Raw genomic sequence first — 24,278 nt, forward strand, 5'->3', positions numbered from 1 at the left:
AGACCGGTGAGGTGATAGGTGGAATCCTAGGGGTCAGAACGGCGTGTCATCGAGCGGATACGTGTTTGATCTGGAGAATGACACCCCTTTTGGGTGGCTGATCGGCGGACCACTTGCCAAGACACCGTCAAAGGCCCAGCCCAGGACCGTCGGACATCGCCGCGTCACTTCCGCTTCCCCTCCGTGCCGTTGGCTCAGACTGGCCCGTCGCCGCCCGCCGGCGCTACCCGTCCGACGACTTGCCACCCGAACGAGGGGCGCCGACCGTCGCACCGGCCTTGACCGCCGAGTCCTTGGGAGGTGAGGGGGCTTCGAAGGACTCCAGCGCCTCCAGCACGTCCTGGACGCGGGAGATCTCGGCGTTGATGTCCTCGCGACGCCGCACCAGGACCTCCAGCTCGCGCTTGCCCTCCTCGACCGTGCGCCGCGCCTCGCGGACCGCCTCGGCCTTGAGCTCCTCGGCCTCCTTGACCAGCCTGGCCTTCTTCTGCTCGGCCTCCTTGAGCAGCCCCTCGGCCTTCTTCACGGCGGCGATACGGACCTTGCCCGCCTCGGAGTTGGCCTCCGAGACGATCTCCTTGGCCTTCGCCTCCGCCTTGGCCAGCTGCTCCTCGGCGGCCTTGATGAGCGCGTCGCAGCGGTCGCCGGTCGACTTCATCGTCTCGGCGGCCTCGCGGCGGGCCCGCTCGTGCAGCTCCTCGATCTCGGAGGTGATGCGGTCGCGCAGCTCCTCCGCCCGCTCCCTTATCTGCGTGGCGTCCCGGCGCGCGCCGACCAGCAGCTCGTCCGCGTCCGAACGGGCCTTCTCCACCATCTGGTTGCCCTCGATGGTCGACTCGGAGACGATCCGCTCGGCCTCCTTGCGGGCCGCGCCGACCATCGTGTCCGCCTGAGACTCGGCGTCCGCGGTCGTCTTCAGCGCCTGCTGCTGCGCCTCGGTGAGCAGCTTGTCCGCCTCGGCCGTGGTCTCCGTGATGAGCTTGTCGACCTGCTCGGCGGCCTCGCTGCGCCGCTTGTTGGCGTCCTTGCGGGCCTCGTCCAGGGTGCGCTCGGCCTCCTCGCGGGCGGTCGTGACCAGCCGCTCGGCCTCCTTCGCCGCCTCCGCCTTGACCCGCTCGGACTCGCTGCGGATCCGCTCGGCGTGCTGCTGGGCGCTGCCGACCGTCTCGGCGGCCTCGGCACGCAGCCGCTCCGCCTCCGCCGTGGCGTCCCCGACCAGCTTCTCCGCCGTGGCGACCGACTCCGAGCGGACCCGCTCGGCCTCCTCGAGCGCCTCGGTGCGGACGCGTTCGGCCTCCGCGGCGGTCTCGGTGCGCAGCCGGTCGGTCTCGGCGACGGTCTCGGCGCGCAGCCGGTCGGTCTCGGTGACCGTCTCGGTGGTGAGGCGTTCGGCTTCGCCGCGGGCCTCGCTGATGAGGGTGTCGGCCTGTGTCGCGGCGTCCGAGCGGATGCGGTTGGCGTCCTCCCGGGCGTCCGCCCGCGTACGGGTCGCGTCCTGGTCGGCCTGCGCCCGGATGTCGGCGGCCTCGGTGCGCAGCCGGTCGGCCTCCTCCCGCCCCTGCGTGCGGACCCGCTCGGCCTCCTCGAGCGCCTCGGTGCGGACGCGTTCGGCCTCCGCGACGGTCTCGGTGCGCAGCCGGTCGGTCTCGGCGACCGTCTCGGTGGTGAGGCGTTCGGCTTCGCCGCGGGCCTCGCTGATGAGGGTGTCGGCCTGCGTCGCGGCGTCCGAGCGGATGCGGTTGGCGTCCTCCCGGGCGTCCGCCCGCGTACGCGCCGCCTGCTGGTCGGCCTGCGCGATGGTCTCCGACGCCTCGGTGCGCACCCGCTGCGCGTGCTCGGCGGCGTCCGAACGCATCCGCTCGGCCTCCGCGACGGCCTCCGCCACCGTGTGCTCGGCGAGCGCCTTCGCGGCCTGCGACTCCTCGTTGGCCTCGCGGCGCAGCCGCGCGGCGTCCTCGCCCGCCCGCTCCCGCTCGGCGTAGGCGTCCGTGCGGACCCGGTCGGCCTCCTCCTGGGCCTCCCTGCGGGTGCGCTCCGCCGCGTGCTCGGCGGCGCTGCGCAGCCCGGCGATCTCGTCCTGCGCCTGCTCGTGCAACCCGGCCACGGAGTCCCGCACCTGCTGCGCGTGCTGCTCGGCCGCGGACACCATCTCGCCCGCGCGGCGCTCGGCCTCCTCGACCAGACGGGTCGCCTCGGTCTGCGCCTCCTCCACGCGCGTGCGGGCCGCCGCGAGCAGCTCCTCGCTCTGCGCGCGGGCCCGCTCACGCTCCTGGTCCGCCTCCTGGCGCGCCGAACCGAGGAGTTCCTCGGCCTCACGGCGCCGGCGGGCCGCCTCCTCCTGCGCGGCGGCCAGCGTCTCCGACGCCTCCGCCGCCAGCCGCTCGGCCGCGGCCTGCGCCTCGGCGCGCAGCCGGTCGGCGCTGTCCTGCGCCTCCGACTTCAGCCGCTCCGCCTCGGCCGCCGCCTCCGAGCGCAGCCGCACGGCGACGGCCTCACCCTCGGCTCGGGAGGCGGAGGCGTCCGCCGCGGCCTCGGTGCGCAGCCGCTCGGCCTCGGCCTCGGCCTGCTGCTGGAGCGTACGGATCCGCTCCGCGGACTCGCCGCGCAGCCGCTCGCTCTCCTCGGCGGCCTCCCGGCGGATGCGGGCGGCCTCCTCACGGGCGTCCGCGAGGGACTGCTCGGCCGCGGCGAGCCGCTCCTGCGCCTCCGACTGAAGACGCGTCAGCTCCTCGGCCGCCTCGGCCTGCCGGGCGGCCAGCGCCCGCTCGGTCTCCTCGCGCAGCTCGCGCGCGGCCCGCTCGGCGTCCGCCTTCAGCGTCTCGGCCTGCTCGGCGGCCTCCGCACGGTGCTGTTCGGCCTCCGCGCGGGTGCGCTCCAGGGTCTCCTCGGCCTGCCGGCGCAGGCTCGTCGCCCGCTCGATGGCCTCGGTGCGCACCTTCTCGCTGTCCGCGGTCGCGGTCTTGCGCAGCTCGTCGGCGTCCGCCTTGGCCTTGGCGAGCAGCTCCTCGGCGGTCTTGGCCGCCTCGTCGATCTGCTGGACGGCCTCCTTGCGGGCCTGGGCGCGGATCTTCTCGCCCTCGGCGACCGCGTCGGCGCGCAGCTGCTCGGCCTCGCCGCGCAGCCGGCGCGCCTCCTCCTGCAGCTCGACCGTCTTGGCCCGGTACTCCTCGGTGTCGTCCTTCGCCGCGCCCTTGAGCTGCTCGGCGATCTCGTGCGCCCGGGCGCGCAGCCGGTCCGCCTCGGCCTCGGCCTCGGTGCGGATGCGCTCCGCCTCCTCGGCGGCGGCCTTGCGGGTCTGCTTGGCGTCCTCGGACGCCTTGTTGAGCACGTCCTCGGCGGTCCTGGCCGCCTTCGACAGCTGGGTGGCGGCCTCCTCGGCGGTGGCGCTGCGCGCCTTCTCCGCGGCCTCGGCGAGCAGCTTCTCGGCCTCGGCGCGGGCGTCGGCGAGCAGCTGCTCGGCCTCCTCCTTGGTGGACTCGGCCTCCTTGGTGGCCTCGCCGACCAGCCGGGCGACCTGCTCCTTGGCGGTGCGCGTGCGGGTCTCGTTGGCGGCCTCGGCGCTCGCCAGCGCCTTCGCGGCGGCCTCCTTGGCCTCGGCGACCAGCTTCTCCGCCTGGGCGCGGGCCTCGCGCAGCGCGGTGTCGGCCTCGGCGATGCGGGCTTCCGCCGTACGGCTCAGCTCCTGCGCCTGACGGCGCGCGGCCTCCGACTCGCTGGCGGTGGAGGTACGCAGCTGCTCGGCGTGGTCGGTGGCCTCCTGGGCCTGGGTGGAGGCGGCGTTGAGCAGCCGCTCGGCGTCCGCGCGGGCCCGGCGCAGGAGCTGCTCGGCCTCGGCGCGGGCCGACTCGGCCTCACTGGTGAGCCGCTGGCGGGCCTCGGCGGTCAGCCGCTCGGCCTCCGCGCGGGCACTGGCCAGGGCCTGTTCGGCCTCGGCGCGGGACTCCTCCATGAGCCGGCGGGCCTGCGCCTCGGTGCGGGCGCGCAGCTGTTCGGCCCAGGCGACGTTCTCGTTGACGTGCGACTCGACCGTCGCCCGGCGTTCGGCCAGCTCCTGGTCGAGCTGCTGGCGCCGGGTCACCGCCTCCTGGTGCAGCTCGGCCTGCAGCCGCGCGGCCTGCTCGGCGTGCTCCTGGAGGATGCGCTGGGTCTGGGCGCGGGCCTGGCTCAGCTCGCGCTCGGCGTCGGCGCGGATCTGGTCGGCCTGCAGCTGGGCCTGGCGCAGCAACTGCTCGGCCTGGTAGCCGATGTCCCCGCCGTCGAAGGCGGGCCGGGACATGATGGTGCGGCGCGCCTCGTGCAGCTTGGCGCGCAGCACCTCGACCTGGTAGCCGAGGTCCTCGGCGTGCTGGATCGCCTTTTCCCGCTCGGTCTTCAGCCGTTTCATCTCGGCTTCGAACCGAGTGAGGTGGTCGACGTCAGCCGCCGGCTCCCGCTCCTGGCTCTCGTAGCCCCGCACTGCGCGGTCCCATCCGTCCCCTGGTCGCAAGTCTCTCCAACGAGCACCGTCCATCCGCCGAACGGGGCCCCCGGGTGAATGGTGTCAGATCAACGGCGGAGCATGGGCTGCTGCCCCGTCGCTCGCCCCCCTGAACCGGACCCCGGATCGGTCCCCCCGGTGACGGAGGGACCCGGCCACCGCAGGGTTGGGCGGCGACCGCACCCAACCCTACCGGCCCTTATGTACGAGGGTCAGTGCTCGTCCGACTCAACGGGGGCCGAAGTGACCAGTTCTGTCAGGACGCCATGGCAGTCCTTGGGGTGCAGGAAGGTGATCCGCGAGCCCATGGAGCCGATGCGCGGCTCGTCGTAGAGCACGCGGACGCCCTTGCCGCGGACGGCCTCGGCGTCGGCGTCCACGTCCGCGGTGCCGAAGGCGATGTGGTGGACGCCCTCGCCGTTCTTCGCGAGCCACTTGCCGACCGCGGAGTCCTCGCGGGTCGGTTCGAGCAGCTGGAGGTAGGAGGCACCCCCGTCGGACGTCTCGTTGATCTTGAGCATGGCCTCGCGCACGCCCTGCTCCTCGTTGACCTCGGTGTGGAACACCTCGAAGCCGTACGTGGCCCGGTAGAACTCGACGGTGGCGTCGAGGTCGTGGCAGGCGATCCCGATGTGGTCGATTCGCGTCAGCATGCTTGTCAGTGGAGCGCGTGCCGGGTGGTTACGCAACGTGCGCGCGATCACACCGGCGGCCCGGTGACGGCACGGAGTGCCACTCAGTACATTCGAAGTAAACCCTCGTTCACTCCTCGGTCGTGCAGGCCGGTAAGGGGATCGCAGCTCATGGCAACTGCAACGAACAGCTCGGTGATCGTCTCGGGCGCGCGGACGCCCATGGGGCGGCTGCTGGGCTCTCTGAAGTCCTTCTCCGGAGCCGACCTCGGCGGCTTCGCGATCAAGGCCGCCCTCGACCGCGCGGGGATCGGCGGCGACCAGGTGCAGTACGTGATCATGGGCCAGGTGCTCCAGGCCGGCGCGGGCCAGATCCCGGCGCGCCAGGCGGCCGTCAAGGCGGGCATCCCCATGAACGTCCCGGCGCTCACCATCAACAAGGTGTGTCTGTCCGGCCTCGACGCCATCGCGCTCGCGGACCAGCTGATCCGGGCCGGCGAGTTCGACATCGTCGTCGCGGGCGGCCAGGAGTCCATGACCAACGCCCCCCACCTGCTGCCGAAGTCCCGCGACGGCTTCAAGTACGGCGCGGTGCAGATGCTGGACGCGATGGCCTACGACGGCCTGACCGACCCGTGGGAGAACATCCCCATGGGCGAGTCCACCGAGAAGCACAACACCCGCCTCGGCATCGGCCGCGCCGAGCAGGACGAGATCGCCGCCCTGTCCCACCAGCGGGCGGCCGCCGCGCAGAAGAACGGCGTCTTCGAGGCCGAGATCACCCCGGTGGAGATCCCGCAGCGCAAGGGTGACCCGGTCCTGTTCAGCAAGGACGAGGGCATCCGCGCCGACACCACGGCCGAGTCCCTCGGCAAGCTGCGCCCGGCGTTCTCCAAGGACGGCACGATCACGGCCGGCACCTCCTCGCAGATCTCCGACGGCGCGGCCGCCGTGGTCGTGATGAGCAAGGCCAAGGCCGAGGAGCTGGGTCTGGACTGGATCGCCGAGATCGGCGCCCACGGCAACGTCGCCGGCCCGGACAACTCGTTGCAGTCGCAGCCGTCGAACGCGATCGCGCACGCCCTGAAGAAGGAGGGCCTGGAGGTCTCCGACCTCGACCTCATCGAGATCAACGAGGCCTTCGCGGCGGTCGCCGTGCAGTCAATGAAGGACCTCGGGGTGTCCACGGAAAAGGTGAACGTCAACGGCGGCGCGATCGCCCTCGGCCACCCGATCGGCATGTCCGGTGCCCGCCTGGTGCTGCATCTGGCGCTGGAGCTCAAGCGCCGGGGCGGCGGGGTCGGCGCGGCCGCGCTGTGCGGCGGTGGCGGCCAGGGTGACGCGCTGATCGTGCGGGTACCCAAGGCCTGAGCAGTCCGTATATTCGTACGATCCTGATCTGAACGGAGCTGTGATGCAGGACGTCTCCTCGCTGGTGGCCCAGGCCAGGGAAGGCCGGCCGCGTGCCGTGGCCCGGCTGATCTCCCTGGTGGAGGGGGCGTCCCCGCAGCTCAGGGAGGTCATGGCGGCGCTGGCCCCGCTGACCGGCAACGCCTACGTCGTCGGCCTCACGGGCTCGCCCGGCGTCGGCAAGTCCACCTCCACCTCCGCGCTGGTCACGGCGTACCGCAAGCAGGGCAAGCGGGTCGGCGTCCTGGCCGTCGACCCCTCCTCGCCCTTCTCGGGCGGCGCCCTCCTCGGTGACCGGGTGCGGATGTCGGACCACGCCTCCGACCCCGGTGTCTACATCCGCTCCATGGCCACCCGCGGTCACCTGGGCGGCCTCGCCTGGGCCGCGCCGCAGGCCATCCGCGTCCTCGACGCGGCGGGCTGCGACGTGATCCTGGTGGAGACGGTCGGCGTGGGCCAGTCGGAGGTGGAGATCGCCTCCCAGGCCGACACCTCCGTCGTCCTGCTCGCCCCGGGCATGGGCGACGGCATCCAGGCGGCGAAGGCCGGAATCCTGGAGATCGGCGACGTGTACGTCGTCAACAAGGCGGACCGGGACGGCGCGGACGCCACCGCGCGGGAGCTGAACCACATGCTGGGCCTCGGGGAGGCCCGCGGGCCGGGGGACTGGCGCCCGCCGATCGTCAAGACGGTGGCCGCGCGCGCCGAGGGCGTCGACGAGGTCGTGGAGGCCCTGGAGAAGCACCGCGCGTGGATGGAGGAGCACGGGGTGCTCGCGGAGCGCCGCCGGGCCCGTGCGGCCCGCGAGGTCGAGGCCATCGCGGTCACGGCGCTGCGCGAGCGGATCGGTGACCTGCACGGGGACAGCCACCTGCCGACCCTCGCGGAGCGCATCGTCGCCGGGGAGCTGGATCCCTACCGGGCGGCGGACGAGCTGGTCGCGGGTCTCACCGAGGGCTGACACCGGGGGCCGCCCACCAGCTCGGCCGGCTCCGTCGTTCGGCGGGTTCGGCTGAGTGGGGGCTGGTCGCGCCCAGGCGGCGGAGCCGCACATCGATGCAGCCGCGCGCCCCTTTCGGGGCGCTCGGGAAACCCTTGCGGCCGAACCCTCGCGACCAGCCCGTCCTGCGTTCGCTCAGGGGCGGCCGCGTTGCGTTCGCAAGTGGTCGGCGATGGGCCTGAGGGACTTGTCCAGTTCCGTCAGCGCCTCCGGCGACAGCAGGTCGATGAAGTGGCGGCGCACCGAGTCCACGTGGTGGGGTGCGACCTTCTTCATCGTCTCCATGCCGTGCTCGGTGAGCACGGCGTACAGCCCGCGCCGGTCGGACTCGCAGTTCTCCCGCCGTACGAGGTCGGCGTTCTCCATGCGCGTGATCTGGTGGGAGAGCCGGCTCTTGGACTGGAGCGTGGCGGAGGCGAGGTCACTCATCCGCATCCGCCGGTCCTCCGACTCGGAGAGATTCACCAGGATCTCGTAGTCGTTCATCGTCAGGCCGAACGGCTGCAGATCCTTTTCGAGCTGGTACGTCAGCAGCCTGTTGACCTCCAGATGGGTACGCCAGGCACACTGCTCCGCATCCGTCAGCCATCGCGTGGCCGTCTCGGTCTCCATGAATGAAGTCTACCTAAGAAGTTGAAAGGCGAACTACTGAGGGTGGTGTGACAGTGCGCACGCGTTCGACGTCACACTCCGCAGACTACCGCTCACAGCCCGAAGCGACGCTGGAGGTCGCCCAGCTGTCCGGGAAGGCGCGGTGCCCCGGACTGCCCTCCGGCCGGACCGTGCGCCCCGCCTCCCCCGGGTACCCCGGGTTCCGCTGGAACCGCCCCCGTGGCCTGCTCGGCCATGAGTGTCTCGGTCGACTGCAGAAGGACCGTGCCGGCGCCCACGAACTCGAACTGATGCTCCTCTCCGGACACCCCGCCGAGGCCCGTCATCGCACGTAGACCGCCCCATACACCCGTCAGATACCCGTGGTCGTAGTGATGGCACGGGGACGGGCAGTCGGCCCACCCGACGAGCGCCTGCGGGTCCACCCGGATCGGGGGTTCCATGAACACCACCGGCCCGTTAGATGCGGCCACGAACTTTCCGGTTCCGATCAGCGTCAGAAAGCCCGGCACGATCGACTGCTTGAGCGACAGAGTTGGCTGAAAAGCGAGCAGGTTGCCGGAGCGAATGGTCAGATTGCCGTCATCCAGGTCGTAGGAATTGACATCGAAGGCCCGGTCGGCGAGCAGCATCTTGCCCGAGCCCCCGGCCACCACCCAGTCGCTCGCGTGCAGAGGCGAATGGAACGACGTACGCACCAGACGGTCCAGCCGGCCGTGCCCGACGCCGTTGAACTCGATCGCCCCGTAGTAGGCGATCATCTTCCCCTTCTGCAGGAACCACGGGCTCCCCTTGAGCTCCACGCAGAAGGTGTACGCGTTGACGTTGTCGTCGGCGGGCAGGGTCGAGGGGTCGTGCACGACCGGCCCTGCGCCGTAGGGGGTGCTCACAGCTTCTCCTCCGAGGCCTGGACGTAGACCGCACCGCTGCCGCTCAGCTCCAGCTGGAACGCCTCGCCGGAGCCGCGGCCCACCATGTCCCGCCAGCCGAGGGCGGTGGACAGCTTGTTGCGTACGTCGCCGTGGTGGGCGACGTAGGCCTGCGGGTCCACGTGCACGGGCCGCTGCGGGGTGATCGGGATCTCGAAGACGCCGCCGTGCGCCATCACGGCGACCGCGCCGTGTCCCTCGAGGGTCGTGGTGAACAGCCCCTGGCCGCTGACCTGGCCCCGGACCATGCCCATGACGCCGCCCTGCGCCCCCAGGAACACCGTGCCCTGTCTCAGGGTGCCCTCGAAGGCGAGCAGCCGGTCGGCCTCGACGTACAGCGTGTCGCCGGTCAGGCGGATGATCTGGACGTGGTGGCCGCCGTGCCCGAAGAGCACGGTGCCGCTGCCCTCCACGGTCATCAGCGGGGTCGCCTCGTTCGCGATCCGCCGCCCGATCATCGACATGACCCCGCCCTGGCCGCCCTGGACGTTGGGCGTGAAGCTCACGTCGCCCCGGTAGGCGAGCATCGCGCCGCGCTGGCTGTACAGCCGCTGCCCGGGCACCACGGTCGCCTCGACCATCTTGGAGTTGATCTCACGGAAGGCCATCTCAGACGTCCCCCGCGATCGTGTTGCGCTCGCTCGGCTGCACGTACACCAGGCCGTCCCCCTCGAAGCGGATCTGGAAGGCCTCACCGCCGCCCTCGCCCATCAGCGTGCGGAACGTCACACCGGACTGGAAGGACTGGCGCAGGTTGCCCTGGTGGGCGACGTAGGCGCCCGGGTCGACGCTCAGCGGGTACTGCGGCGACACCCGCAGCACCACCGCCGGGCCGTCGGAGGTGATCGCCGCCTGCCCGCGCCCCTCGACCGTGGTCGTGAACAGCCCGTTGCCCTGCGAGGCCCCGCGCAGCCCCGTGAACGTCGTGCCCGTCCGCAGGCCCGCGTCGGTGGCGAGCAGATTGCTCGACTCGACGTACAGCGTGTCCCCCTGGAGGGTCACCAGGTTGATCTCCGACGCCCGGTCGGCGAACCAGCAGGTCCCCTGCCCCCTCACCTCCATCACCGTCATCTGCTCACCGGTGAGCCGCCGGGTCACCATGCCCCGCAGACCCTCACCGCCCCCCGAGAGCTTCTTGAACGCCATCTGCCCGTCGTACGCGACCATCGAGCCGTTCTTCGCCTTCACGGCGTCCCCGGTCATGTCGACGGCGAGCACCTTGCTGCCTTGCAGTCGGAACATCGCCACGCGAGGAAAGTAGCGGGCGGACGGACGGGACAGAGCCCGTGGGGGGAGAGCGACCCTGAGCGGACCCCTACGGGCGCGGTTTGCCACAATGGGGGAACGCTTGTGCGTGCGTTCACAAACGGCAGCCGCAACTCCCGACAAAAGGTGACCCGTGGACATCAAGACCGCCACCGCCCTCCGCCGCCTCCGCCTGGTCTCCGCACCCGAGGCCGTGTCCTTCCTGATCCTGCTCGTCTGCTCGGTGCTGAAGCGGACCACGGACTTCGACGCGGTGCCGGTCATGGGCATGGTCCACGGCGTGCTGTTCGTCCTGTACGTGCTCTTCTGGGCGGACGCCTGGAAACGCGCCAAGTGGCCGCTGAAGACCGCCGCGCTCTACTTCGTGCTCTCGGTCCTGCCCACCGGCGGCTTCTTCGCCGAGCGCAAGCTGCGCCGTGAGGCCGAGGACGCCGTCATCGCCGCCCGGGCGCGCCAGGAAGGCGTGGTGAACGCATGATCGTCGCCTTCTCCGTGACGCCCCTCGGCGTCGGCGAGGACGTGGGGGAGTACGTCGCCGACGCGGTCCGCGTGGTCCGCGAGTCGGGGCTGCCCAACCGCACCGACGCCATGTTCACCTCGATCGAGGGCGACTGGGACGAGGTCATGGACGTCGTCAAGCGCGCCGTCGCCGCCGTCGAGGCCCGCGCCCCGCGCGTCTCCGTGGTCCTCAAGGCGGACATCCGCCCCGGCGTGAGCGACGGCCTCACCTCCAAGGTGGAGACCGTAGAGCGGCACCTGGCCGAGGGGTGACCCCCTCGCTCCGCTGCCGCCGCTGACGGTCTCCGGGGCCCGTGCGGCGTCCCCCGGCGGCGGTCTGCGTCCTGCCCGGCGGCCGGGGCGCGCCGGACCCGCGGGCGGGCGCCCGGGGCGGCGGACGACCGAAAGGCGAGACAGAGCTGACCGCCATATGACCGACGGGTAGGGTCTGATGACGTGCCCAAGCCTCTCAGCCTCCCGTTCGACCCCATCGCCCGCGCCGACGAGCTGTGGAAGCAGCGCTGGGGCAACGTGCCGGCCATGGCCGCGATCACGTCCATCATGCGCGCGCACCAGATCCTGCTCGCCGAGGTGGACGCGGTGGTCAAGCCGTACGGGCTGACGTTCGCGCGCTACGAGGCGCTGGTGCTGCTCACCTTCTCCAAGGAGGGCGAGCTGCCGATGTCCAAGATCGGCGAGCGTCTCATGGTGCACCCCACGTCGGTGACGAACACGGTGGACCGCCTGGTCAGGTCGGGTCTGGTGGCCAAGCGGCCCAATCCCAACGACGGCCGTGGCACCCTCGCCTCCATCACCGCCAAGGGCCGCGAGGTCGTCGAGGCCGCCACCCGCGACCTCATGGCGATGGACTTCGGTCTCGGCGCGTACGACGCGGAGGAGTGCGGCGAGATCTTCGCCCTGCTGCGCCCGCTGCGGATCGCGGCGAAGGACTTCGAGGGCGAGTGACACGGGGCACCTGACCCCGGGCAAGATCTCCCACAACGGACGGTTACGCTCGAAGCCATGAAGAAGAGCGTGCTGACCCGCTACCGCGTCATGGCCTACGTCACCGGCGTGCTGCTGGTCCTGCTGACCCTCGGCTGCGTCGCCAAGTACGGGATCCACATGGACGGGGCCGACAGCTTCGTCCGGGTCGTCGGCATCGCGCACGGCTGGCTGTACGTCATCTACCTGATCTTCGCGTTCGACCTCGGTTCCAAGGCGAAGTGGCCGGTCGGCAAGCAGCTGTGGGTGCTGATCGCCGGCACCATCCCGACGGCCGCGTTCTTCGTCGAGCGCAAGGTCAGCCGGGAGCTGGAGGCCAAGGTCGCCGGCCCGGCCCCCGCGGTCGCCAAGGCGTAACGCCGCCGTTTTGCCGGCTCCGGCCACCGCCGCCGTACACCTGTACGGCGGTCAGCCATCGACATTTACTAGGACGTCCTAGTAAATTCGAGGGTATGGACGCTGACGCCATCGAGGAGGGCCGCCGACGCTGGCAGGCCCGGTACGACGCCGCACGCAAGCGCGACGCTGACTTCACCACGCTCTCCGGCGACCCCGTGGAGCCGGTCTACGGCCCCCGGCCGGGGGGCACGTACGAGGGCTTCGAGCGGATCGGCTGGCCCGGGGAGTACCCCTTCACGCGCGGTCTGTACCCGACCGGCTACCGAGGGCGGACGTGGACCATCCGGCAGTTCGCCGGGTTCGGCAACGCCGAGCAGACCAACGAGCGCTACAAGATGATCCTCGGCAACGGCGGCGGCGGCCTGTCCGTCGCCTTCGACATGCCGACGCTGATGGGCCGCGACTCCGACGACCCGCGCTCGCTCGGCGAGGTCGGGCACTGCGGCGTCGCCATCGACTCCGCGGCCGACATGGAGGTGCTGTTCAAGGACATCCCGCTCGGGGACGTCACCACCTCCATGACCATCAGCGGCCCCGCCGTGCCCGTGTTCTGCATGTACCTCGTCGCCGCCGAGCGGCAGGGTGTCGACCCGGGCGTGCTCAACGGCACGCTCCAGACCGACATCTTCAAGGAGTACATCGCCCAGAAGGAGTGGCTCTTCCAGCCGGAGCCCCATCTGCGCCTCATCGGCGACCTGATGGAGTACACCAGCGCGAAGATCCCCGCCTACAAGCCGCTGTCCGTCTCCGGCTACCACATCCGCGAGGCCGGCGCGACGGCCGCGCAGGAGCTGGCGTACACGCTGGCGGACGGCTTCGGCTACGTGGAGCTCGGGCTCTCGCGCGGGCTGGACGTGGACGTGTTCGCGCCCGGTCTGTCCTTCTTCTTCGACGCGCACGTCGACTTCTTCGAGGAGATCGCCAAGTTCCGCGCGGCGCGCCGGATCTGGGCGCGGTGGATGCGGGACGTCTACGGTGCGCGGAGCGAGAAGTCCCAGTGGCTGCGCTTCCACACGCAGACCGCCGGTGTCTCGCTGACCGCCCAGCAGCCGTACAACAACGTCGTGCGCACGGCCGTGGAGGCGCTCGCCGCGGTCCTCGGCGGCACCAACTCCCTGCACACCAACGCCCTCGACGAGACCCTCGCGCTGCCGAGCGAGCAGGCGGCGGAGATCGCGCTGCGCACGCAGCAGGTGCTGATGGAGGAGACCGGGGTGGCCAACGTGGCCGACCCGCTGGGCGGTTCCTGGTACGTCGAGCAGCTCACCGACCGCATCGAGGCCGACGCCGAGAAGATCTTCGACCAGATCAAGGAGCGGGGTCTGCGGGCGCACCCGGACGGGCAGCACCCGATCGGGCCGATCACCTCCGGCATCCTGCGCGGGATCGAGGACGGCTGGTTCACCGGCGAGATCGCCGAGTCCGCCTTCCGCTACCAGCAGTCGCTGGAGAAGGGCGAGAAGCGGGTGGTGGGCGTCAACGTCCACACCGGATCCGTGACCGGCGACCTGGAGATCCTGCGGGTGAGCCACGAGGTGGAGCGTGAGCAGGTGCGGGCGCTCGCCGGGCGCAGGACGGCGCGGGACGAGTCGGCGGTACGTGCGGCGCTCGACGCCATGCTCGGTGCGGCCCGCTCCGGCACCAACATGATCGAGCCGATGCTGGACGCCGTACGCGCGGAGGCGACGCTGGGCGAGATCTGCGGGGTCCTGCGGGACGAGTGGGGGGTGTACACCGAGCCGGCGGGCTTCTAGGCGGCTACGCGGAGGTCAGCCCCAGCAGCAGGACGCGGGTGAAGCTGCGCACCCATTCCTCGTCCGCCGGCTCCGCGCTGACCAGGGTGCGGTGGACCACCGCGCCCGCCACCACGTCGAAGATGAGATCGGCCGTGCGGGCTGCCTCCCGGGGATCGCTCTCGGGGGGCAGCTCGCCGCGTTGCTGGGCGCGGGCACGGCCCTCCAGAACGAGCCGTTTCTGGCGTTCCACGATGGACGCGCGGATGCGCAGGCGCAGGGCGTCGTCCCGGGTCGACTCCGCCACCACCGCCATCAGGCCGCTCTTGGCCTCCGGCCGGGCGAGGATCGCGGCGAACTGGAGCACCACGCCCTCGATGTCGGCGGCCAGGCTGCCGCTGTCGGGCAGCCGGAGTTCGTCGAAGAGTTCCGCGACCGCGTCGACCACCAGTTCGTTCTTGCCCGACCAGCGGCGGTAGAGAGTCGTTTTCGCAACCCCGGCGCGGGTGGCCACGTCTCCCAACGTGAGTTTCGACCAGCCCAGTTCGACCAGCGCCTCGCGTGTCGCCGCCAGGATCGCGGCGTCCGCGGCGGCACTGCGCGGACGGCCCGTTCGGGCGGCGGGGGAGCGGCTCGGCATACGACGACCATATCCGGCCGTTCCGGCCCCGTCGTGAGGGAGATCACCGGGAGGTGGTGTCGCGCGGACCCCCGATGGCATTACGCTACGACTCGTAGCGAAAGCTCGTGAGGGACGTACACGGGCGACGACCCGGCGCGTGGGTGGGGACCCGGCGCCGACCGCGAACATCCGCCGGTCCGGCTCGGTGTCCACCGGGCGGGCCCGGCTTTTCACATCGTTTTTCACGCAGGCACCTGGACGGGGGAGGATAGACGCATGCAGCCACGGAACATGTCCATGAGCGGCGTCGTCGACCTCGCCGCGGTGAAGGCGGCCCAGGAGGCCAAGGCGAAGGCCGAGCAGGCGCGCGCGGAAGCGGCGCGGCAGGGCGGGACGGGCGCCGTCTCCCCCGCCGACCTCGTCTTCGACGTCGATGAGGCCGGATTCGAGCGGGATGTCGTGCAGCGGTCGGCCGAGGTGCCGGTCGTCATCGACTTCTGGGCCGAGTGGTGCCAGCCCTGCAAGCAGCTCAGCCCGCTGATCGAGCGCCTGATCGTCGAGTACAACGGCCGGCTCGTGCTCGCCAAGATCGACGTCGACGCCAACCAGATGCTGATGCAGCAGTTCGGCATCCAGGGAATCCCGGCCGTCTTCGCCGTCGTCGCCGGCCAGGCGCTGCCGCTCTTCCAGGGAGCGGCCGGCGAGGAGCAGATCCGCCAGACCTTCGAGCAGCTGGTGGCCGTCGCCGAGCAGCGCTTCGGCATCACCGGCCTGACCGTCGACCCCGAGGCCGAGCCGGGCGGCGCGCCGGTCCAGGCGCCCGTCGAGGGCCCCTACGACGCCGCGCTGAACGCCGCCGCGCAGGCGCTGGACGCGGGCGACATGGCGGGGGCGATCCGGGCGTACCAGAACGTGCTGGCCGACGACCCGGCCCACCCGGAAGCCAAACTGGGTCTGGCGCAGGCCGAGTTGCTCCAGCGGGTGCAGAACCTCGACCCGCAGCAGGTCCGCAAGGACGCGGCCGAGAAGCCGGCCGACGTGCAGGCGCAGATCGCCGCCGCCGACCTGGATCTGGTGGGCGGTCACGTCGAGGACGCCTTCGGGCGGCTGGTCGACACGGTGCAGCGCACGGTGGGCGATGACCGCGAGGCCGTACGGCTGCGGCTGCTGGAGCTGTTCGAGGTCGTCGGGGCCGACGATCCGCGGGTGACCGCGGCGCGGCGGGCGCTGGCGCGGGCCCTGTTCTGAGCCGCCCGGGCACCCGTCCCCCGACCAGTCGGTAAACGCCCGGGCATGTGATGCCCGGGTGAAAAGTTCGCCGAGACGCCTCCACCGCGGCCGCGCTTTACCAAATCTTGGTAATCGCGGCCGCTGTTACTGCAAGTAAGTCCAGGCAGTGGTTCTGTCGGATTCTGTCCAGCGATCAACGGTTTTGTCCCCGCACGCGGAGCCACCCTGTGTCGCCGCCCGAGACCTCTGGGTCGCCGAGCGGTGATCCGCCCGTTACTAGCGAGTAACGAACCCCCTTGTGCCGACGGCGAGAATGCACCACGATCGGCGACGCTCGGTCCATTCCCGCAGCCCGACAGCCAATCGGGTCACGGGACTTCCTGGGTCCCCACCGAGCAGAGCCGGCGGCAGTGGCGCCGGCTCTCGGACAGGGGGGTCTTCGCCACGGCGAAGCCTGTCCAGCAAGGTTGTGCGTGATGCGTGTCAGGCGCGACCAGTGGTTGTCGCTCGGGGGTGATCGCCGGTGATTCGGGCGCGTACCAGCGCCACCGAGCGCGGGCGCTCCTTCCCGAGGACGTAGCACTTCTCCCATCCCTGCCCGGTGAGCCGCCGTAGAGGGGGCCAGATGGTCAGGAGATGTACGTCCGAGAAGGAGGAAATATGGAGTCCCAGGTGCGTGGCGGGACCAGATGGAAGCGGTTCGCCGTGGTCATGGTGCCCAGCGTGGCCGCCACGGCTGCCATAGGCGTCGCCCTGGCACAGGGCGCGCTGGCCGCGTCGTTCAGTGTGTCGGGGCAGTCGTTCAAGGTCACCGCCGACGAGCTGCACGGTGACGGTTTCGAGCAGTACGGCGCGATCGACACCGGGTACACCCTCAGCGGTGAGAAGACGGCGCACCCGGTGGCCGTGTCGGGCTTCAAGTCCGCGACCATCAAGAACCTGTGCCAGTCCGTCGTCACGCCGAACATCCCGCTGCTCGGCTCGGTCACCCTGACCCTGTCGGCCGGCAACAGCGACGACGAGAAGAAGCAGGTCTCCGCGGAGCGCCTGTACATCGACGTCGCCGACCTCGAGACCACCGGCGGTGCCAAGTTCACCGGCATCGACATCGGTGTCCCGGCGGGCGAGACCGGTGCCGACAAGGGCGGCAAGGGTCCCGGCATGGCGGGCGGCAAGGAGCAGTCCAACCCGTACGGGTTCGCGCAGCAGGCCACCAAGGCCGACCTGTACGGCGTGCGGCAGACGGCGTGGGCGACCACGGCCGGAACCTTCACGCTGCCCGGTCTGAAGATGAAGCTGCAGACGGGCGCCCACGAGTGCTACTAGGCACCGGGTGACGGGCGGGGGGAGCCATCAGGCGCCTCCCGCCCCTCCGCTACCGGGCCTTGAGCACACACCCCCCACACTCGCACCACATCCCCACCACAGCGATGCCGCACCAGGGAGCTGTTTTCCTATGAGCGCCGAGACTTCTGCCGTACCCGGCCAGTTCACCCGCCGGAGGCTGCAGTTCCGCGCCTGGCGGGGCACCCGGCCGTTCTGGGCCGGACTGTTCGTCATGCTCGGTGGCTTTCCGATCATGTACTTCCCGTACGCACATCTGCAGGTCGGCCATCTGACGCTGGCCATGGCCACCACCGCCGGGGCCGGCTCGCTGATCATCGGTGTGCTGCTGGTCGTCCTGGGCATCAGCCTGTGGTTCCAGAAGCACATCCGCGTCTTCGCGGGTGTCGCCTCGATCCTGCTCGCGCTGGTGTCGCTCCCCGTGTCCAACTTCGGCGGCTTCGTGGTGGGCTTCCTCTTCTCCATGATCGGCGGGGCCATGGCCGTGTCGTGGGCGCCGGGCGGGCCGGCGAAGCAGGAGCGGGCCGAGGAGGCCGGCGCCGACGGGGACGCCTCCGCCGGAGCCGGTTACGGCCAGGTGCCGGACGGGGCGGGCGAACCGAACGATCTGTCAGGAACGAGCCCGGCCAACGGGGCGAACGGGAGGCACAGTGCCGGCTGACGAGGTGACCCACGGAGCTGACGCCGAGGCGTTCCGTGGGAGAACCGGTCCGCGTCATGCGGCCCCCAAGAAGCCGCTGTTCACCAGGTTCCACATGCCGGCCGGCCGGGCGATAGCCAGTGTCGCGATGCCCACGGCGGTCCTGATGGGCATGGGATTCACGGCGTCCCTCGCCGTGGCCGACAACAACCCCTCGTCGTCGAAGATGGCCGACGAGTACAAGGACTGCGTCGCCGCCCTCGAGAAGGACGGCAAGGACGCCTCCGCCACCCCCTCGCCCTCCGCCTCCGAGAGCAAGGACGCGACCGGCGGCGCGCAGGACGGCAAGGACTCCGCGACCCCGGACCCGTCGGCCGACGGGGGAACCTCCGGCTCGTCCGGCTCCGCGGGCTCCGGCACGGACACGACCTCTTCGCCGGATTCAGGTTCCGGCGACAAGGCCCAGCCCACGCCGTCGGCCTCCGCCTCCACGGCCCCGAAGAGCGGGTCCACCGCCTCGGCGCCCACCCCGTCGCCGTCCGCCACGGACAAGAACCTGCTGCAGGACATCGGCGACGCGCTCGACGGTCTGCTCGGCGGCGGCCAGAAGAACACGCCGTCGCCCACCGCCACCCCCACGCCGTCCACGTCCCCCTCGCCCTCCGCCGACCAGGCGGCCGGCACGGTCAAGGACACGACCGACAAGGTCACCGGCACCGTCAAGGACACCACCGACAAGGTCACCAGCACCGTCAAGGACACCACCGACAAGGCGACCGGGACGGTCAAGGACACCACCGACAAGGTGACCGGCGCGGCCAAGGACGTCACGGACGCGGCGCAGAAGGCGGCCGACGGGGCCACCGCGTCGCCGAGTCCGTCGGCCGGCTCCACCACGGATCCCGCGGACTGCAAGGCCGCCACCGACGCCCAGGGCGGTGTCGACGGCAAGACGGTGGCCGACGACCCCTGGTACCTCGAGGCCAGTTCGCTGCTGCTGAAGAGCGCGGACTACCAGGGCGTGGTCGAGGTGAAGACCGCCTCGGGCACCACCAAGAAGGTGCTGAAGTACGTCATCTCCGGCGGCACCGACATCGGCGACCTGCACCAGACGGTGAAGGACAAGCAGTCCGGCAAGACCTACCACGTCCAGGCCGGCAAGGGCACCACGTCCACCATCCGCGACGGCGACACGGTGATGTACACCGAGTCGATCTCCGGCAACCTCTTCGGCCTGATCCCGATCACCTTCAGCCCGGACAACCCGCCGCCGCTGAACATCCCGCTGATCTACTTCACCCACGTGAAGGTGGTCCAGGCGGCCCAGTTCGGCGGCACGCTCACGGTGCCCGGCATGCACCTGTACACCACCGACTGAGCTTCGCCGGGCCCGCCCGGGGGCCGCAGCAGTACGGACGCCGAGGGCGCCCCCTGTCGCAGGGGGCGCCCTCGGCGTCTGTGCGGTGTCGCGGTGGGGTCAGTCGCGGGCGGCGACGCCCAGGTGGTGGACCCGGACCATGTTGGTGGTGCCGGGGACGCCGGGCGGGGAGCCGGCCGTGATGACGACGACGTCGCCCTCGTTGAAGCGGCCGAGCTTGACCACTTCCTGGTCGACCAGCTCGACCATCTCGTCGGTGCTGTTCACGAACGGCACCACGTGCGGCTCCACGCCCCAGCTGAGCGTCATCTGGTTGCGGGTGTTCTCGTCCGTGGTGAACGCGATGATCGGCTGCGTCGCGCGGTAGCGGCTCAGACGGCGGGCCGTGTCGCCGGACTGGGTGAAGGCGATCAGGCCCTTGCCGCCGAGGAAGTCGGCGATCTCGCAGGCCGCGCGGGCCACCGAACCGCCCTGCGTGCGCGGCTTCTTGCCCGGCACCAGCGGCTGCAGGCCCTTGCTCAGCAGCTCCTGCTCGGCCGCCGCGACGATCTTCGACATCGTCTTGACGGTCTCGATCGGGTACGCGCCCACGCTCGACTCCGCCGACAGCATGACCGCGTCCGCGCCGTCCAGGATCGCGTTGGCCACGTCGGAGGCCTCGGCGCGGGTCGGACGGGAGTTGGTGATCATCGACTCCATCATCTGGGTCGCCACGATCACCGGCTTGGCGTTGCGCCGGCACAGCTCGATCAGGCGCTTCTGCACCATGGGGACCTTCTCGAGCGGGTACTCGACGGCCAGGTCGCCCCGGGCGACCATCACGCCGTCGAACGCCATCACGACGTCCTCCATGTTCTGCACCGCCTGCGGCTTCTCCACCTTGGCGATGACCGGGACCCGGCGGCCCTCCTCGTCCATGACCCGGTGGACGTCCCCGACGTCCTTGGCGTCCCGGACGAAGGACAGCGCGACCAGGTCGCAGCCCATGCGCAGTGCGAAGCGCAGGTCCTCGATGTCCTTCTCGCTCAGCGCGGGCACGTTCACGGCCGCGCCGGGCAGGTTGATGCCCTTGTGGTCGGAGACCACGCCGCCCTCGATGACGATCGTCCGCACCCGCGGGCCCTCGACCTCGACGACCTTCAGCTCGACGTTGCCGTCGTTGATCAGGATCTGGTCGCCCTTGGCCACATCCCCGGGCAGGCCCTTGTAGGTGGTGCCGCAGATCTGCTTGTCGCCCGGGACGTCCTCGGTCGTGATGACGAACTCGTCACCGCGCTCCAGCTCGACCGGACCCTCGGCGAAGGTCTCCAGACGGATCTTCGGGCCCTGCAGGTCGGCGAGGACGCCGATGGCCCGGCCGGTCTCCTTCTGCGCGGCACGCAGCCGGTCGTACCGGCTCTGGTGCTCGGCATGGGTGCCGTGGCTGAAGTTGAAGCGGGCCACGTTCATGCCGGCTTCGATCAGCGCTACGAGCTGCTCGTGGGAGTCGACCGCGGGGCCGAGAGTACAGACGATTTTCGAACGGCGCATGGGGCGATCCTATCGGTTTGTTTCGCTACGGAATATTCCGTCTGGCGGAAAGTACAAATGAGTGCCCGAATGCTCAGGTGCGCTCAGTTCTTCTTTACGACCAGTGCGTAGGTCTGCGTCGCGATCTCCAGTTCTTCGTCCGTCGGCACCACCGCGACCGCCACCCGCGCGTCCGCCGGAGAGATCAGCCGCGGGCTCTCGCCACGGACCGCGTTGCGCTCCGGATCGACCGCCAGGCCCAGGCTCTGCAGGCCCTCGATCGCCGCCTGCCGCACCGGCGCCGCGTTCTCCCCGACGCCCGCGGTGAAGGCGACCGCGTCGACCGTGCCGAGCACGGCGTAATAGGCGCCGATGTACTTCTTCAGACGGTGAATGTAAATGTCGAAGGCGAGCCGCGCCTGCTCGTCGCCCTCGTCGATCCGCCGCCGGATCTCCCGCATGTCGTTGTCCCCGCACAGCCCGAACAGACCGCTCCTCTTGTTGAGGAGAGTGTCGATCTCGTCCATGGACATTCCGCCGACACGAGCCAAATGGAAGATGACCGCCGGGTCGAGATCACCGGAACGCGTACCCATCACCAGCCCCTCCAAGGGCGTCAGCCCCATGGAGGTGTCCACGCACACACCGCCCCGCACGGCCGACGCCGACGCGCCGTTGCCCAGGTGCAGCACGATCACGTTCACCTCTTCGGGCGCCTTGCCCAGCAGCTTGGCCGTCGCCCGGGAGACGTAGGCGTGCGAGGTGCCGTGGAAGCCGTAGCGGCGGATGCGGTACCGGTCGGCGATCTTCGGGTCGAGCGCGTAACGCGCCGCGGACTCCGGCATGGTCGTGTGGAACGCCGTGTCGAACACCGCGACCTGCGGGAGGTCCGGGCGCAGCGCCCGCGCGGTACGGATGCCGGTGAGGTTGGCCGGGTTGTGCAGCGGCGCGACCGGGATCAGCCGCTCGATCTCGGCGATCACCTCGTCGTCGACGACGGTGGGCTCGGTGAAGAACATCCCGCCGTGCACCACCCGGTGCCCGATCGCGGCCAGTTCCGGGGAGTCGAGGCCCAGTCCGTCCTTGGCCAGCTCCTCCGCCACGGCCTTCAGCGCGGCGTCGTGGTCGGCGATCGGGCCGTTGAACTCGCGGGCCTCGCCGCCGGTCAGCGGGGTGTGCTTGAGCCGGGAGGTCTGCTCGCCGATGCGCTCGACCAGGCCCACCGCCAGCCGGCTCTCGTCGCGCATGTCGAGCAGCTGGTACTTCACCGACGAGGAGCCGGAGTTGAGGACGAGGATGCGGGTGCCGGTCACTGCTGGGGAGCCTTCTGTGCGGGGGACTGGGCCTGGATCGCCGTGATGGCGACGGTGTTGACGATGTCCTGGACGAGCGCGCCCCGGGACAGATCGTTGACGGGCTTGTTCAGACCCTGCAGCACCGGACCGACGGCGATCGCGCCGGCCGAGCGCTGCACGGCCTTGTAGGTGTTGTTGCCGGTGTTCAGGTCGGGGAAGATCAGCACGCTGGCCTGCCCGGCGACCTCGGAGCCCGGCAGCTTGGTCGCGGCGACCGACGGCTCCACGGCGGCGTCGTACTGGATCGGCCCCTCGATCTTCAGATCCGGGCGGCGCAGCCGGGCCAGCTCCGTCGCCTCGCGCACCTTGTCCACGTCGGCGCCGGCGCCGGAGGTGCCGGTGGAGTACGACAGCATCGCGATCCGCGGCTCGACGCCGAACTGCGCGGCCGTGACGGCCGACTGCATCGCGATGTCGGCGAGCTGCTCGGCGTCCGGGTCGGGGTTGACCGCGCAGTCGCCGTAGACGAGCACCTTGTCGGCCAGGCACATGAAGAACACCGACGACACGATGGCGGAGTCCGGCCTGGTCTTGATGATCTCGAAGGCGGGGCGGATGGTGGCCGCGGTCGAGTGCACCGAGCCGGACACCATGCCGTCGGCGAGGCCCTCGGCCACCATCAGCGTGCCGAAGTAGTTCACGTCGGAGACGACGTCGTAGGCCAGCTCCACGGTGACGCCCTTGTGGGCGCGCAGCGCCGCGTACTTCTCGGCGAAGGAGTCGCGCAGCTCGCTGGTGGCCGGGTCGATCAGCTGCGAGTCGCCGAGGTCGACACCGAGGTCGGCGGCCTTCTTGCGGATCTGGTCGACCGGCCCGAGCAGCGTCAGGTCGCACACGCCCCGGCGCAGCAGCACCTCGGCCGCGTGCAGCACGCGTTCCTCGGTGCCCTCGGGCAGCACCACCCGGCGCCGGTCGGCGCGCGCCTGCTCCAGCAGCTTGTGCTCGAACATCATCGGCGTGACGCGGTCGCTGCTCGGCGCCGAGACCCGCCTGTTGAGGTCGGCGGTGTCGACGTACCGCTCGAACAGGCCGAGCGCCCGCTCCGCCTTGCGCGGGGTGGCCGCGTTCAGCTTGCCCTCCAGGGAGAACAGCTGGGCGGCGGTGGGGAAGCTGTTGCCGGACACCGACAGCACCGGGGTGCCCGGGGCGAGGCGCGCGGCGAGGGTGAGGATGTCCTCGCCCGGGATCTCGTTCAGGGTGAGCAGCACACCGGCTATCGGCGGGGTGCCGGCGCTGTGCGCGGCCAGCGAGCCGACGACCAGGTCGGCGCGGTCCCCGGGGGTGACGACCAGGCAGCCCGGGGTCAGGGCGCCGAGGAAGTTCGGCAGCATCGCCCCGCCGAAGACGAAGTCCAGCGCGTCGCGGGCGAGTCCCGAGTCGTCGCCGAGCAGCACCTTCGCGTCGAGCGCGTGCGCGATCTGGGACACCGTCGGCGCGGACAGCGCGGGCTCGTCGGGGACGACGTAGCAGGGCACCGGCAGCCGCCCGGCGAGCCGTTCGGCGATCGCGTCGCGCTCCTCGCGGGCGACCCGGTTGGTGACCATCGCGAGCACGTCGCAGCCCAGGCCGTCGTAGGCGCGGTAGGCGTTGCGCGTCTCGGCCAGGACCGACTCCGCCGCCTGACCCCGGCCGCCCACGACCGGGATCACGGACGCGCCGAACTCGTTGGCCAGGCGCGCGTTCAGCGACAGCTCGTCGGGCAGCTGGGTGGCGGCGAAGTCGGTGCCGAGGACCAGGACGACGTCGTAGTCGCGGGCGACCAGGTGGAAACGGTCGACGAGCGCCGCGACCAGCTCGTCCGTGCCGCGCTCGGCCTGCAGCGCGGACGCCTCGTCGTACTCCATGCCGTAGACGGTCGCCGGGTCCTGGGAGAGCCGGTAGCGGGCGCGCAGCAGCTCGAACAGCCGGTCCGGCCCGTCGTGGACGAGAGGGCGGAAGACGCCGACCCGGTCGACCTGCCGGGTCAGGAGTTCCATGACCCCCAGTTCCACGACCTGGCGGCCGTCGCCGCGGTCGATACCGGTCACGTACACGCTGCGCGTCACGTGTGCTCTCCGTTTCATCTGCGAGGTGAGGGGTGGTGCGGCCTGCGGGGTCTGCGTCTCGTGTACACCACCGTGTACAAAAATCGCCCACGGGGGTGAGCGGAACCCTCTTGACAATACCCCTGGGCACAGATAAGGCGCCCGTCAAGACGTTCCGCTGGTCAGCGACGTGGAACAATCGGGAGGAGGCTCAC

21 protein-coding genes are annotated in these 24,278 nt (G+C 71.0%); 11 read left to right on the top strand and 10 right to left on the bottom strand.

Features of this window, described 5'->3' with window-relative positions; all coding sequences use genetic code 11:
- Positions 1-223: 223 nt before the first annotated feature.
- Together scy and mce are read right to left on the bottom strand one after the other, a co-directional pair.
- Positions 224-4,510 carry a polarized growth protein Scy gene (gene scy, locus AB0E88_RS19310; RefSeq protein ID WP_361631802.1) on the bottom strand — a complete coding sequence of 1,429 codons (4,287 nt, stop codon included), beginning with the start codon at positions 4,508-4,510 and terminating at the stop codon, positions 224-226.
- 179 nt (positions 4,511-4,689) lie between these two features.
- The gene (gene mce, locus AB0E88_RS19315) at positions 4,690-5,130 is read right to left on the bottom strand and encodes a methylmalonyl-CoA epimerase (RefSeq protein ID WP_361631804.1); all 441 of its coding nucleotides are present in this window, start codon (positions 5,128-5,130) and stop codon (positions 4,690-4,692) included.
- 150 nt (positions 5,131-5,280) lie between these two features.
- Between mce and AB0E88_RS19320 the strand changes: the two genes are divergently transcribed.
- Together AB0E88_RS19320 and meaB are read left to right on the top strand one after the other, a co-directional pair.
- Positions 5,281-6,480 carry an acetyl-CoA C-acetyltransferase gene (locus AB0E88_RS19320; protein ID WP_361631806.1) on the top strand — a complete coding sequence of 400 codons (1,200 nt, stop codon included), beginning with the start codon at positions 5,281-5,283 and terminating at the stop codon, positions 6,478-6,480.
- 43 nt (positions 6,481-6,523) lie between these two features.
- The gene (gene meaB, locus AB0E88_RS19325) at positions 6,524-7,480 is read left to right on the top strand and encodes a methylmalonyl Co-A mutase-associated GTPase MeaB (RefSeq protein WP_361631808.1); all 957 of its coding nucleotides are present in this window, start codon (positions 6,524-6,526) and stop codon (positions 7,478-7,480) included.
- A gap of 174 nt (positions 7,481-7,654) precedes the next feature.
- Here the strand turns inward: meaB and AB0E88_RS19330 are convergent, their stop codons facing one another.
- The 4 genes from AB0E88_RS19330 to AB0E88_RS19345 form a co-directional block, all read right to left on the bottom strand.
- Complete coding sequence (locus AB0E88_RS19330; RefSeq protein WP_361631810.1) at positions 7,655-8,131, bottom strand: MarR family transcriptional regulator; 477 nt, start codon at positions 8,129-8,131, stop codon at positions 7,655-7,657.
- A gap of 92 nt (positions 8,132-8,223) precedes the next feature.
- Positions 8,224-9,021: an AIM24 family protein gene (locus AB0E88_RS19335; protein WP_361631812.1), complete on the bottom strand. Its 798-nt coding sequence runs from the start codon at positions 9,019-9,021 to the stop codon at positions 8,224-8,226.
- The gene (locus AB0E88_RS19340; RefSeq protein WP_361631814.1) at positions 9,018-9,668 is read right to left on the bottom strand and encodes an AIM24 family protein; all 651 of its coding nucleotides are present in this window, start codon (positions 9,666-9,668) and stop codon (positions 9,018-9,020) included. The genes AB0E88_RS19335 and AB0E88_RS19340 overlap by 4 nt, the downstream gene beginning before the upstream one ends.
- Position 9,669: 1 nt before the next feature.
- Positions 9,670-10,302: an AIM24 family protein gene (locus AB0E88_RS19345; protein ID WP_361631906.1), complete on the bottom strand. Its 633-nt coding sequence runs from the start codon at positions 10,300-10,302 to the stop codon at positions 9,670-9,672.
- Between the two features lie 157 nt (positions 10,303-10,459).
- On the opposite strand from AB0E88_RS19345, the gene AB0E88_RS19350 reads away from it, so the two are divergent.
- The 5 genes from AB0E88_RS19350 (at position 10,460) to AB0E88_RS19370 (ending at position 13,982) form a co-directional block, all read left to right on the top strand.
- Positions 10,460-10,804, top strand: coding sequence for a DUF3817 domain-containing protein (locus AB0E88_RS19350; protein ID WP_361631816.1), 345 nt, complete (start codon positions 10,460-10,462; stop codon positions 10,802-10,804).
- Complete coding sequence (locus AB0E88_RS19355) at positions 10,801-11,097, top strand: MTH1187 family thiamine-binding protein (RefSeq protein WP_361631818.1); 297 nt, start codon at positions 10,801-10,803, stop codon at positions 11,095-11,097. Before AB0E88_RS19350 ends, AB0E88_RS19355 begins: the two co-directional genes overlap by 4 nt.
- 183 nt (positions 11,098-11,280) lie before the next feature.
- Entirely contained in the window at positions 11,281-11,790 is a 510-nt protein-coding gene (locus AB0E88_RS19360) for a MarR family transcriptional regulator (protein ID WP_361631820.1), read from the top strand.
- A 57-nt stretch (positions 11,791-11,847) separates the two neighbouring features.
- Positions 11,848-12,186 carry a DUF3817 domain-containing protein gene (locus tag AB0E88_RS19365; protein ID WP_361631822.1) on the top strand — a complete coding sequence of 113 codons (339 nt, stop codon included), beginning with the start codon at positions 11,848-11,850 and terminating at the stop codon, positions 12,184-12,186.
- Positions 12,187-12,281: 95 nt separating this feature from the next.
- The gene (locus AB0E88_RS19370; RefSeq protein WP_361631824.1) at positions 12,282-13,982 is read left to right on the top strand and encodes a methylmalonyl-CoA mutase family protein; all 1,701 of its coding nucleotides are present in this window, start codon (positions 12,282-12,284) and stop codon (positions 13,980-13,982) included.
- Between the two features lie 4 nt (positions 13,983-13,986).
- Here the strand turns inward: AB0E88_RS19370 and AB0E88_RS19375 are convergent, their stop codons facing one another.
- The gene (locus AB0E88_RS19375; RefSeq protein ID WP_361631826.1) at positions 13,987-14,601 is read right to left on the bottom strand and encodes a TetR/AcrR family transcriptional regulator; all 615 of its coding nucleotides are present in this window, start codon (positions 14,599-14,601) and stop codon (positions 13,987-13,989) included.
- 258 nt (positions 14,602-14,859) lie between these two features.
- Here AB0E88_RS19375 and AB0E88_RS19380 point away from each other — a divergent pair, with 258 nt between their 5' ends.
- The 4 genes from AB0E88_RS19380 to AB0E88_RS19395 all read left to right on the top strand — a co-directional run bounded on the left by AB0E88_RS19380 (position 14,860) and on the right by AB0E88_RS19395 (position 19,175).
- A complete protein-coding gene (locus AB0E88_RS19380) occupies positions 14,860-15,831 on the top strand; it encodes a tetratricopeptide repeat protein (protein ID WP_361631828.1) in 972 nt (323 codons plus the stop codon).
- Positions 15,832-16,473: 642 nt separating this feature from the next.
- Positions 16,474-17,139 carry a DUF6230 family protein gene (locus AB0E88_RS19385; protein ID WP_361631830.1) on the top strand — a complete coding sequence of 222 codons (666 nt, stop codon included), beginning with the start codon at positions 16,474-16,476 and terminating at the stop codon, positions 17,137-17,139.
- Positions 17,140-17,269: 130 nt separating this feature from the next.
- A complete protein-coding gene (locus tag AB0E88_RS19390) occupies positions 17,270-17,818 on the top strand; it encodes a DUF6114 domain-containing protein (protein ID WP_361631831.1) in 549 nt (182 codons plus the stop codon).
- Positions 17,808-19,175: a hypothetical protein gene (locus AB0E88_RS19395; protein ID WP_361631832.1), complete on the top strand. Its 1,368-nt coding sequence runs from the start codon at positions 17,808-17,810 to the stop codon at positions 19,173-19,175. The genes AB0E88_RS19390 and AB0E88_RS19395 overlap by 11 nt, the downstream gene beginning before the upstream one ends.
- 99 nt (positions 19,176-19,274) lie before the next feature.
- Here AB0E88_RS19395 and pyk read toward each other — a convergent pair whose 3' ends face one another.
- The 3 genes from pyk to pta all read right to left on the bottom strand — a co-directional run bounded on the left by pyk (position 19,275) and on the right by pta (position 24,084).
- Positions 19,275-20,705: a pyruvate kinase gene (pyk, locus tag AB0E88_RS19400; protein WP_361631834.1), complete on the bottom strand. Its 1,431-nt coding sequence runs from the start codon at positions 20,703-20,705 to the stop codon at positions 19,275-19,277.
- Between the two features lie 83 nt (positions 20,706-20,788).
- Complete coding sequence (locus AB0E88_RS19405; protein ID WP_361631836.1) at positions 20,789-21,997, bottom strand: acetate kinase; 1,209 nt, start codon at positions 21,995-21,997, stop codon at positions 20,789-20,791.
- Positions 21,994-24,084 carry a phosphate acetyltransferase gene (gene pta, locus AB0E88_RS19410; RefSeq protein WP_361631838.1) on the bottom strand — a complete coding sequence of 697 codons (2,091 nt, stop codon included), beginning with the start codon at positions 24,082-24,084 and terminating at the stop codon, positions 21,994-21,996. The genes AB0E88_RS19405 and pta overlap by 4 nt, the downstream gene beginning before the upstream one ends.
- Between the last annotated feature and the right edge of the window lie 194 nt (positions 24,085-24,278).

This window comes from Streptomyces sp. NPDC028635 (genome assembly GCF_040637635.1).
In the GTDB taxonomy this organism is placed as follows: Bacteria; Actinomycetota; Actinomycetes; order Streptomycetales; family Streptomycetaceae; genus Streptomyces.

Excerpts from the sequence above, each read along its gene's own strand:
- AB0E88_RS19355 (WP_361631818.1), top strand. The coding sequence starts at position 10,801 with ATGATCGTCGCCTTCTCCGTGACGCCCCTCGGCGTCGGCGAGGACGTG.
- AB0E88_RS19320 (WP_361631806.1), top strand. The coding sequence starts at position 5,281 with ATGGCAACTGCAACGAACAGCTCGGTGATCGTCTCGGGCGCGCGGACG.
- AB0E88_RS19340 (WP_361631814.1), bottom strand. The coding sequence starts at position 9,668 with ATGGCCTTCCGTGAGATCAACTCCAAGATGGTCGAGGCGACCGTGGTG.
- AB0E88_RS19370 (WP_361631824.1), top strand. The coding sequence starts at position 12,282 with ATGGACGCTGACGCCATCGAGGAGGGCCGCCGACGCTGGCAGGCCCGG.
- AB0E88_RS19380 (WP_361631828.1), top strand. The coding sequence starts at position 14,860 with ATGCAGCCACGGAACATGTCCATGAGCGGCGTCGTCGACCTCGCCGCG.
- AB0E88_RS19330 (WP_361631810.1), bottom strand. The coding sequence starts at position 8,131 with ATGGAGACCGAGACGGCCACGCGATGGCTGACGGATGCGGAGCAGTGT.
- meaB (WP_361631808.1), top strand. The coding sequence starts at position 6,524 with ATGCAGGACGTCTCCTCGCTGGTGGCCCAGGCCAGGGAAGGCCGGCCG.
- pyk (WP_361631834.1), bottom strand. The coding sequence starts at position 20,705 with ATGCGCCGTTCGAAAATCGTCTGTACTCTCGGCCCCGCGGTCGACTCC.
- mce (WP_361631804.1), bottom strand. The coding sequence starts at position 5,130 with ATGCTGACGCGAATCGACCACATCGGGATCGCCTGCCACGACCTCGAC.
- AB0E88_RS19365 (WP_361631822.1), top strand. The coding sequence starts at position 11,848 with ATGAAGAAGAGCGTGCTGACCCGCTACCGCGTCATGGCCTACGTCACC.
- scy (WP_361631802.1), bottom strand. The coding sequence starts at position 4,510 with ATGGACGGTGCTCGTTGGAGAGACTTGCGACCAGGGGACGGATGGGAC.
- AB0E88_RS19345 (WP_361631906.1), bottom strand. The coding sequence starts at position 10,302 with ATGTTCCGACTGCAAGGCAGCAAGGTGCTCGCCGTCGACATGACCGGG.
- AB0E88_RS19390 (WP_361631831.1), top strand. The coding sequence starts at position 17,270 with ATGAGCGCCGAGACTTCTGCCGTACCCGGCCAGTTCACCCGCCGGAGG.
- AB0E88_RS19385 (WP_361631830.1), top strand. The coding sequence starts at position 16,474 with ATGGAGTCCCAGGTGCGTGGCGGGACCAGATGGAAGCGGTTCGCCGTG.
- AB0E88_RS19375 (WP_361631826.1), bottom strand. The coding sequence starts at position 14,601 with ATGCCGAGCCGCTCCCCCGCCGCCCGAACGGGCCGTCCGCGCAGTGCC.